Here is a 9,429-nt window from a genome sequence, read left to right as displayed (position 1 = left end):
CTTCATGCCCGCATCCACCCCTGCCACACGTGGGCGCTGGTGGCTGGGCGTGCTGGTGGGCGGGCCGGGCTGGGTGGTGCTGGGCGTGCTCAAGATGCTGGGCGGCGCGCTGCTGGCTTATCTAGCGCTCACGCACATGGTGCCTGCCGAGCGTGCGGTGGACCCGAACCAGATGTACCTGGCCGCGTATGAATACGTGTTCCCCCACTACGGCTGGGCGGTGGCGGCGACGGCGTTGTTTGTGGTGGTCTCGCAGCTCAAGATCAATGTGACCAACGCCTACGCAGGCTCGCTGGCGTGGTCGAACTTCTTTTCGCGCCTTACCCACAGCCACCCGGGGCGCGTGGTGTGGGTGGTGTTCAACACCCTCATCGCCTTCATGCTGATGGAGATGAACGTGTTCCGCGCCATGGGCGAGGTGCTGGGGCTGTACTCCAACATCGCCATCGCCTGGATCATGTCGGTGGTGGCCGACCTCGTCATCAACAAGCCGCTGGGCCTGTCGCCCAAGGGCATCGAGTTCAAGCGCGCGCACCTGTACGACATCAACCCGGTGGGCGTGGGCTCGATGGCGCTCGCGTCCATCCTGTCCATCAGCGCGCACCTGGGCCTGTTCGGACCGCTGCCGCAGGCGTTCTCGGCGGTGATTGCGATGGCGGTGGCCTTTGTCACCGCACCGCTCATTGCCTGGGCCACTGGAGGGCGCTACTACATTGCGCGCCAGCCCGATCCCACTGCGGTGACCGATGTGGTGGCGGTGCCCATGCACGGTCCGGTCAGCGGCAAACAAGGTGCTGACCTGGGCAGCTACGTGCGCTACACCGTGCAGCGCTGCGTGATCTGCGAGCGCGAGTACGAAGCCCCGGACATGGCCCAGTGCCCTGCTTACCGGGGGGCTATCTGCTCGCTGTGCTGCACGCTCGATGCGCGCTGCGGCGACCTGTGCAAACCCCACGCGAGCATGGCGGTGCAGTGGTCGGCCGCGCTGCGCTGGGTGCTGCCGCGCGCCATGTGGCGCTACCTGGACACGGGCCTGGGTCACTTCCTGCTGCTGATGCTGGTGATCGCGCCGCTGCTGGCCTCGGTGATGGGGCTGCTGTACCACCAGGAGCTCAACACCATCGCCCAGGCGGCCACTGACACCGAGGTGATGGCGGCACCCGAAGTGGCGCTGCGCTCGGGCCTGCTCAAGGCCTATCTTGCACTGCTGGTCATTTCGGGCATCGTGGCCTGGTGGCTGGTGCTGGCGCACAAAAGCCGCCAGGTGGCTCAGGAGGAATCCAACCGCCAGACCGGCCTTCTGGTGCGCGAGATCGAGCTACACCGCCAGACCGACGAGGCCCTGCAGACCGCGCGCAGCGTGGCCGAGCAGGCGCGCCAGGTGGCCGAAGAAGCCAAGCGTGCTGCCGACCAGGCCAACCACGCCAAGAGCCGCTACATCAGCGCCATCAGCCACGAGATCCGCACGCCGCTCAACTCCATCCTGGGCTACGCGCAGCTGATGGGCGAGGACGCGGGCGTGCCCCCGCACCGCAAGCAGGCGGTGCATGTGATCCGCCGGGGCGGTGAGCACCTGCTCTCGCTCATCGAGGGCACGCTCGATATTGCGCGCATCGAATCCGGCAAGCTCACGCTGGACGTGACGCCCATGCGTTTTGCCGATGGCCTGCACGAGATGGCCAGCCTGTTTGAACTGCAGGCCGCGGCCAAGGGCCTGGCCTTCCAGTTTGATGTGCTGGGCGTGATTCCGGAAGTGGTGCGTGCCGACGAAAAGCGCCTGCGCCAGATCCTCATCAACCTGCTGGGCAACGCCGTCAAGTTCACCGCGCACGGCACCGTCACGCTGCGTGTGCGCTACGCCCGCGAAATGGCGCGCATCGAGGTGCAGGACACCGGACCAGGCCTCACGTCCGAGGAGATCGAGCGCATCTTCGAGCCCTTTGCGCGCGGCGGCTCGGGCGGTGGCAACACCGCGGCCGCGCCGGGCGCAGGCCTGGGCCTGACCATTGCCAAGATGCTCACCGCGCTCATGGGCGGCGAGCTGACGGTGAGCAGCACCCCAGGCGTGGGCTCGGTGTTCCACGTCAAGCTGTTTCTGCCCGAGGTGCATGGGGATGCGCTGGGCAAGGCGGCGGCGCCCGTGGCTGTGCAAGCCCAGCGCGCGCGCAGAGGGTATGCCGGCGAGCGCCGCCGCATCCTGGTCGTGGACAACGAAGAGCCTGACCGCGAACTGCTGGTGCAACTGCTCGAACCCCTGGGCTTTGAGCTGCGCCAGGCGGCCAGCGGCCACGATGCGCTGGATCTGCTGGCCACCGGCTACCGGCCGCACGCCATCTTCATGGACCTGGCCATGCCGGGCATCGACGGGTGGGAGACTTTGCGGCGCGTGCGGCAGATGCGGTTGCCGAACGTGCATTGCGCCATTGTTTCCGCCAATGCGTTTGACAAGGCGCTGGACAACGACGTGGAGATCAGCCCCGAAGACTTCATCGTCAAGCCCGTGCGCCACAGCGAGCTGCTGGACTGGCTGGAGCGCCGTTTGGTCTTGCAGTGGCAATACGGCGAAGCCGATATGACCCCCGCCTTGCCTGCGGCAGCGGATGCGCCCCTCACGTACCCCGACACCACCGCCCTTGCCGCCTTGGCCCAGGCGGTGGCGCTGGGCTACTACCGTGGCATCCTCAACATGCTGGACGACATTGAACGCAGCCAGCCCGCGCACAGCGCTTTTGTGGGCACCATGCGGCAGCTGGCCAAGCAGTTCCAGTTCGATGCCATGGGCCAGATCCTGGAGCAGGCGCCATAGTGATGACCACCGCCAACCCATCTTCCTTGCACGCGTCTGCAGCGCCCGGTGCAGCGCTGGACCGCACCGACAGCGATGTGGTGCTGATCGTGGACGACGTGCCCGACAACCTGGCCGTGTTGCACGACGCGCTGGATGAATCGGGCTACACCGTGCTGGTCGCCACGCATGGCGAGGCGGCCTTGCAGCGTGCCGCGCAGGCCCTGCCCGACATTGTGCTGCTCGACGCCATGATGCCCGGCATGGACGGTTTTGAAGTCGCCCGGCGCCTGAAGGCATCGCCTGCCACGGCGCACATCCCCATCATCTTCATGACCGGCCTTACCGAGACCGAGCACCTGGTGGCCGCGCTGGAGGCGGGCGGCGTGGACTACGTCACCAAGCCCATCAAGCCGCGCGAGGTGATGGCGCGCATGGGGGTGCACCTGGGCTCTGCCCGCAAGGCCCGGCAGGACGCGCGCCAGGCCCGCGAGGCGCGCAACGCGCTCGATGCGTTTGGCTACGCCAGCATCACCGTGCGTGCGGTGGATGGCCGCATCGTGTGGCAGACCCCGCTGGCGCGCGAGCTGCTGCAAAGTTACTTTGGCGAAGTGGGCCCGGACGGCACGCCCACCGCCTTCGGCCAATGGGCGCCCGAGCCGGTGCAGGCCTGGCTGCGTCGCCATGTGCTGGCCGACAACGCGGCCGAGCTGCTGGCCGCTTCGCTGGCCGAGCCCCCGCGCCTTGCGGTGGAGCAGGGAGCCCGCAGGCTGACCTTCCGCCTGCACCAGCAGGCTGGCGACAGCGCCGGCGGCGGCGACTGGCTCATCGTGATGCGCGAGGTGTCGGATGCCAAGATCATCGAATCCATGAGCCTGTCCTTCAAGCTCACCGCGCGCGAGGCCGAGGTGCTGTACTGGGTGGTCAAGGGAAAGATCAACCGCGACATCGGCGACATCCTGGGCGCCAGCCCTGCCACCGTCAAAAAGCACCTGGAGCGTGTGTTTGCCAAGCTGGGGGTGGAAACACGCACCGCAGCAGCGGCCATGGCCATGAACCGCATCCGGCAGTTGCATCCCCAGTTTGAAGGGTGACCGTCGGGGCCAAAAAAACGCATTGACCTCGTCATGTTGCAGCGCAATAATCGCGCACCTTCATTTCCGGAGCCCCAGCGTGGAAAGTGCCAGTTGTTGCAGTGAACCCCAGCAAGCCGTGACGGCTGCTGCCTGCCAGGCCTCCTGACGCCCGCTCCCGGGCTGTGGATTGCCTTGTGCAAGCTCCGGCCCCGTCTCTCCCAGCCCCTGTTGTACCCCGTGCGCCCCCGTCAGCCATGGCGGTGTGGGTGGCTTTACCGTCTTGCCGCTTTGCTGCATCTGTGCCGTCTGCACGGGCCGCGCCCCTTTGGCTGGGGCATGGCCCGCCTGCTGTGACGGTGCCCCCTGGCGCCCATCTGCCTCTGCGTGCTCTGCCCTGCCTGCCAAGGACAACTGCCATGCGTTTTTTTGTTGTGGATCTGCCCAGCCTTTTTCAGCGTGCGGTGGCGCCTGGCGCTGAACGCGCCGAGCATGCTGCATCGCTGTCTTCAGGCGCACAGGGCCCTGCCCATGGGACCGCTGACAGCCTGCAAGCCGTGGTCGAACTTGACGGCACCACGTTGTGGCCCACGCACCGCATTCGCTGCTACCTGCATGGCCAGCCGCCTGCGCGGGCATTGCGCCGACGGGCGCGGCCGATTTAAGCCGGCCCACGCCTGTATTGCAACCACTACCCAGGAGGCCCCATGGACCCAGACCCGCGCAGGCGCTCCGAAGCGCCGCCCCACACCACATCCCCATTGAACTTTGCATACCAGGCCCAGGGCCCGGGGCGATGGCTCGCGTGACGGCGTGAGCCTCACGCCTCTGGCCGTTGCCGGCCAGAAGGAGTGACTCACCATGTTCCGTTTCATCCACATTTCTGCGCACACGGCACCACTGCCCGTGACGCGCAACGCCGTCAGCGCTTGCTGCTAGGGAGACCGCCATGAGCTTCCTGCACCACTTGTTCGACCGCTTTCTGCACACCCGCCATGTGACGCGCCACTTTGCGCGGCGGCTGATCCTGGACACGCTGACCCTGGGCCGTGCGCCCACCCCCGCCACCTCGCCCGACCTGCTCAGCCGCGAGCTGCAGCGCGCCGCCAGCGATGACCTGCTCCCACTGATAGAGCGCCTGCAGTCCGACCCTGCGGGTCTGAGTGACGCCCAGGCCGCCGCTGCCTTGGCCCAACACGGGCCCAACGAGGTGGAGCACGAAAAGCCGCTGCCCGCCTGGCTGCACCTGTGGCACTGCTACAAGAACCCGTTCAACGTGCTGCTCACGGTGCTGGCACTGATCTCGTACCTCACCGAGGACCACGAGGCCACCGTCGTGATTCTGGCCATGGTGGTGCTCTCCACGCTGCTGCGGTTTGTGCAGGAGGGCCGATCCAACCGCGCGGCCGAGCGCCTCAAGTCGCTGGTCAGCAACACCGCCACGGTGCTGCGCCGCAGCGGCGCGGAGGGCGCCGCAAGTGCAGCCACGCCGCGCGAACTGCCCATCCACCAGCTGGTGCCGGGCGACCATATCGTGCTGTCGGCGGGCGACATGATCCCGTCGGACTGCCGCGTGCTCACGGCCAAGGACCTGTTCGTGAGCCAGTCGGCCATGACGGGCGAATCGCTGCCGGTCGAAAAATTTGCCGAGCGCAGCCAGCCCGGCACGAGTGCGCTGGACGCCACCAACCTGCTGTTCATGGGCACCAACGTGGTCTCGGGCTCGGCCACGGCGCTGGTGGTGGCCACGGGCAACCATACCTACTTTGGCACGTTGGCCACCCGCGTCACGGCCACCGACCGCACGCCCACCGCGTTCCAGGCAGGCGTCAACAGCGTGAGCTGGCTGCTGATCCGCTTTGCGCTGGTCATGGTGCCCATCGTGCTGGTGGTCAACGGCTTTACCAAGGGCGACTGGCTGGAGGCGTTTCTGTTTGCGCTGTCGGTGGCCGTGGGCCTCACGCCCGAGATGCTGCCCATGATCGTGACCAGCACGTTGGCCAAGGGCGCCGTGCTGCTGTCGCGCAAGAAGGTGGTGGTCAAGCGGCTGGACGCGATCCAGAACTTTGGTGCCATGGATGTGCTGTGCACCGACAAGACCGGCACGCTCACGCAGGACAAGATCTTTCTGGAGCGCCACACCGACGTGTTTGGCCACAACAGTGACGAGGTGCTGGCCTTTGCCTACCTCAACAGCCACTACCAGAGCGGCCTGAAGAACCTGCTGGACCACGCCGTGCTGGAGCATGTGGAGCTGCAGACCGACCTGCGCCTGGCGCAGGACTACCGCAAGGTCGATGAGGTGCCGTTCGACTTCGTGCGCCGGCGCATGTCGGTCATCGTCAGCGAGCGCAACGACCACCACGAGCTGATCTGCAAGGGCGCGGTGGAGGAGATGCTGGACGTGTGCACCCAGGTGCGTGTGGTGGAAGACTCCGGCGCGCAAGACCTGCCGCTGGACGCCACCCTGCGCGCGCGGGTGCTGGAGGTGACGCGCGGTCTGAACAACGAGGGCCTGCGCGTGGTCGCCGTGGCCATGAAGGAGACGCCGCCCCACCAGACGGTGTACAGCGTGGCCGATGAATCGGGCCTCACGCTGATCGGCTACGTGGCGTTTCTGGACCCACCGAAGGAATCCACCGCCCCTGCGCTCAAGGCGCTGGCCGCGCACGGTGTGGCCGTGAAGGTGCTGACCGGCGATAACGAGCTGGTGACGCTCAAGGTCTGCCGCGAGGTGGGCCTGGCGGTGCAGGGCGTGTTGCTGGGCAAGGACGTGGACGCCATGGACGACGCCACCCTGGCGCGCGCGGCCGACACCCACAACGTGTTTGCCAAGCTCTCGCCACTGCACAAGGAGCGGCTGGTGCGCGCGCTGCGCGCGGGCGGCCATGTGGTGGGCTTCATGGGCGACGGCATCAACGACGCCCCGGCGCTGCGTGCGGCCGACATCGGCATCAGCGTGGACAGTGCGGTGGACATCGCCAAGGAGGCGGCCGACATCATCCTGCTGGAGAAAAGCCTGATGGTGCTGGAAGAGGGCGTGATGGAGGGCCGCAAGACCTTCAGCAACATGCTCAAGTACATCCGCATGACGGCCAGCTCCAACTTCGGCAACGTGTTCTCGGTGCTGGTGGCCAGTGCGTTCCTGCCATTTTTGCCGATGCTGCCGCTGCACCTCTTGGTGCAGAACCTGCTGTATGACCTGTCGCAGATCGCCATCCCGTTCGACAACGTGGACGAGGAGCTCATCCGCAACCCGCTGAAGTGGAACCCGGGCGACATCGGCCGCTTCATGGTGTTCTTCGGGCCCATCAGTTCGGTGTTCGACATCACCACCTTCGCCGTCATGTGGCACGTGTTTGGTGCCAACAACGTCGGGGCGCAGACGCTGTTCCAGTCGGGCTGGTTCGTGGTGGGGCTGCTCACGCAGACGCTGATCGTGCACATGATCCGCACGCCCAAGCTGCCATTTGTGCAAAGCGTGGCGTCGGTGCCGCTGCTCACGGCCACGGTGCTCATCATGGCGGTGGGCATCTTCATCCCCATGGGGCCGCTGGCCGGGCACTTCAAGCTGCAGGCGCTGCCGCTGGCTTACTTTCCGTGGCTGGTGGGCATTCTGGCGGGCTACGTGCTGCTGACGACCGTGATGAAGCGCTGGTACGTCCGGCGCTACGGCTGGCAGTGAGCGGACGCCAAGCGCGGGCCAGGGTCAGCGCGCCAGCGCCTGCTCCAGTTGCTGCTTGTTCATCCGGGAGCGACCCCGGATGTTCTCTCGCTTGGCGTCCTCGTACAGCTGCTCGCGCGTGCGGCCCTGCGGGCCGCGGTGTGAGTTTTTGCCGCCGCGCACAGGGGCCGGCGTGGCTTTCAGGGTCTTGGGGTTGGCCGTGCGGGCTTCGCCATGTTGCGCGCGCTCCTTGTTCACTGTGCGCGCGGCAATCTCTTCGGCGGTGCTTTCGCTCTCACCGCGTTCCAGCAGGCTGTCCTTGATGTGTTCGTACTGGCGCTCGCGTTTGGCGCTCCAGGCTGCACGTGGCATTGGGGGCTCCTTTCCGATCAACAGCTGGGTTTTTCAGCTTAGGCCTGTGACCGGGAAGCATCGTCAGTACTTCGTGACGGCGTTTGTAGGACGGGCCCGCTGGGCTGGCCGGAGGAGCGCCGCAGGCACTTCGGGCGCATATTTGAGAAAAAGTGGCTGCAAGCGCTAGTGTTTCATGCGCTGGCAGCTATCTTTTTTGTAGTGTTTCTACATCCCCAGCGACTTGAGCAGCGCATCCGTGTCGTCCTGGCCGGCTGGCGGTGGGGCGGGCACGGGCGGTGCTTCTTGCGACTGGGCCATCAGCGCGTCCGGGTCGGGAGCTTCCTGCGCTTCAAAGTCGTAGAGCTTGATGAACTCGGTGCGGTCGATGGCGAGTTCCAGGTAGAAGATGTTGTTGTTGCTGGTGTAGAAGGTCACGCGCCGGGCCTCGGGCTTGTCGAGGTTGGCGTCCACCGACAGCTGCACCTGCTTGTTCAGCACCAGCATCTTGGGCTGGTTTTGTGTGATGTGGGTCTGCAGCTCGCGGCGCACCTTGCCGGTGAAGTCGCCCACCACCTGGTTCATCAGCTCGCCCATCACGTTGCTGACCTCGTCGGAGGTGTACGAACTGACCAGGTCATCCTTGGACATGCCCATGTTCAGCAGGTAGTTGGCGTACAGCTCCATCGCCGCCTGGCCTGAGAAATTGATGATCACCAGCCCCGAGAAGCCGCCGTCAAACAGCACAAAGCAGCCAATGTCGGGTTTCAGGCAGGTCTTGCTGATGCGCTGCACCATGCCGGAGTAGTGGATCTGGCTGTGTGTAGCCACGCCCAGTACGCGGGTGACGGAGTTGCAAAGGCTGATCAAAAGGTCTTCGGTGCCGTAAACGGGGGATTTTTCGGGGGTGCTCATGGTGGGGGTAGCGGAAAACAACTTGGTGCACAGCATAGGCGATGATGCCGCCGTAAACCAGAGTGCAGGCCCTGCCGTGGTGCCGATCCCCCCGTGGTATCCCGGTCATTGACTTTCGACGGGGCTCGGATATCGTGCTTTTCATCCAAATAAGAGAGGGGGGCCCGATGGGCAATGTCTATTTCTATGGCCTGACCGATTTCCAGGCGATCGCCACCGGGGCGGCCGTGCTGGCCAGCGGCGGTGGTGGCAGTTACCAAGACGCCTGCGCCATCGTGCAGCAGCTGGCAGACCAAGGCTACACGGGCACGGTGCAGGTGCAGGACTACGACGGCGCCACCAATGCCTGTGTGCTGGCCATCATGGGTTCGCCCGACGCGGCCGACAACCTCACCCTCACGGCGGTGCAGAACTCCATCAGCAACACCGTGGCCGTGATGCAGGCGTACACCGGCATGCAGCCAGGCGCCTTCATCCCGGTGGAGATCGGGCCCATCAATTCGCTGGTGCCGTTGATTGGCGCGGCCATGTCGGGCGGCAGCATCTGGGTGGTGAACGGCGATGGCGCGGGCCGTGCCGTGCCTGAACTGCCCCAGACCACCTTCACCGCCCCTTCCGGGCCAGCGCCCAGTCCCGCCGTG

General features: G+C 66.0%; 7 protein-coding genes. 5 read left to right on the top strand and 2 right to left on the bottom strand.

The window, feature by feature from the left end; translation table 11 throughout:
• The 4 genes from DBR23_RS06825 to mgtA form a co-directional block, all read left to right on the top strand.
• On the top strand, positions 1-2,806 hold a 2,806-nt coding region (locus tag DBR23_RS06825), incomplete at its 5' end, for an ATP-binding protein (protein ID WP_108497739.1).
• A gap of 2 nt (positions 2,807-2,808) precedes the next feature.
• A complete protein-coding gene (locus tag DBR23_RS06820) occupies positions 2,809-3,879 on the top strand; it encodes a response regulator (protein ID WP_108497738.1) in 1,071 nt (356 codons plus the stop codon).
• Positions 3,880-4,277: 398 nt separating this feature from the next.
• The gene (locus DBR23_RS06815) at positions 4,278-4,523 is read left to right on the top strand and encodes a hypothetical protein (protein ID WP_108497737.1); all 246 of its coding nucleotides are present in this window, start codon (positions 4,278-4,280) and stop codon (positions 4,521-4,523) included.
• Between the two features lie 284 nt (positions 4,524-4,807).
• Entirely contained in the window at positions 4,808-7,543 is a 2,736-nt protein-coding gene (mgtA, locus tag DBR23_RS06810) for a magnesium-translocating P-type ATPase (protein WP_108497736.1), read from the top strand.
• A gap of 24 nt (positions 7,544-7,567) precedes the next feature.
• Here mgtA and DBR23_RS06805 read toward each other — a convergent pair whose 3' ends face one another.
• Complete coding sequence (locus tag DBR23_RS06805; RefSeq protein ID WP_056060603.1) at positions 7,568-7,894, bottom strand: hypothetical protein; 327 nt, start codon at positions 7,892-7,894, stop codon at positions 7,568-7,570.
• Between the two features lie 207 nt (positions 7,895-8,101).
• Positions 8,102-8,788 carry a DUF3334 family protein gene (locus tag DBR23_RS06800; RefSeq protein WP_056062049.1) on the bottom strand — a complete coding sequence of 229 codons (687 nt, stop codon included), beginning with the start codon at positions 8,786-8,788 and terminating at the stop codon, positions 8,102-8,104.
• 167 nt (positions 8,789-8,955) lie between these two features.
• On the opposite strand from DBR23_RS06800, the gene DBR23_RS06795 reads away from it, so the two are divergent.
• A partial coding sequence (locus DBR23_RS06795; RefSeq protein ID WP_146191260.1) for a DUF917 family protein occupies positions 8,956-9,429 on the top strand: 474 nt, incomplete at its 3' end.

Origin of the sequence: Acidovorax sp. HMWF018 (assembly GCF_003061035.1) — a bacterium.
Classification (GTDB): Bacteria; Pseudomonadota; Gammaproteobacteria; order Burkholderiales; family Burkholderiaceae_C; genus Acidovorax; species Acidovorax delafieldii.
The sequence above is the reverse complement of the archived record's forward strand: the minus strand, read 5'-3'. Positions and strand labels throughout refer to the sequence as shown.

Coding starts and splice junctions, on each gene's coding strand:
- mgtA (WP_108497736.1), top strand. CDS start 4,808: ATGAGCTTCCTGCACCACTTGTTCGACCGCTTTCTGCACACCCGCCAT.
- DBR23_RS06815 (WP_108497737.1), top strand. CDS start 4,278: ATGCGTTTTTTTGTTGTGGATCTGCCCAGCCTTTTTCAGCGTGCGGTG.
- DBR23_RS06820 (WP_108497738.1), top strand. CDS start 2,809: ATGACCACCGCCAACCCATCTTCCTTGCACGCGTCTGCAGCGCCCGGT.
- DBR23_RS06800 (WP_056062049.1), bottom strand. CDS start 8,788: ATGAGCACCCCCGAAAAATCCCCCGTTTACGGCACCGAAGACCTTTTG.
- DBR23_RS06805 (WP_056060603.1), bottom strand. CDS start 7,894: ATGCCACGTGCAGCCTGGAGCGCCAAACGCGAGCGCCAGTACGAACAC.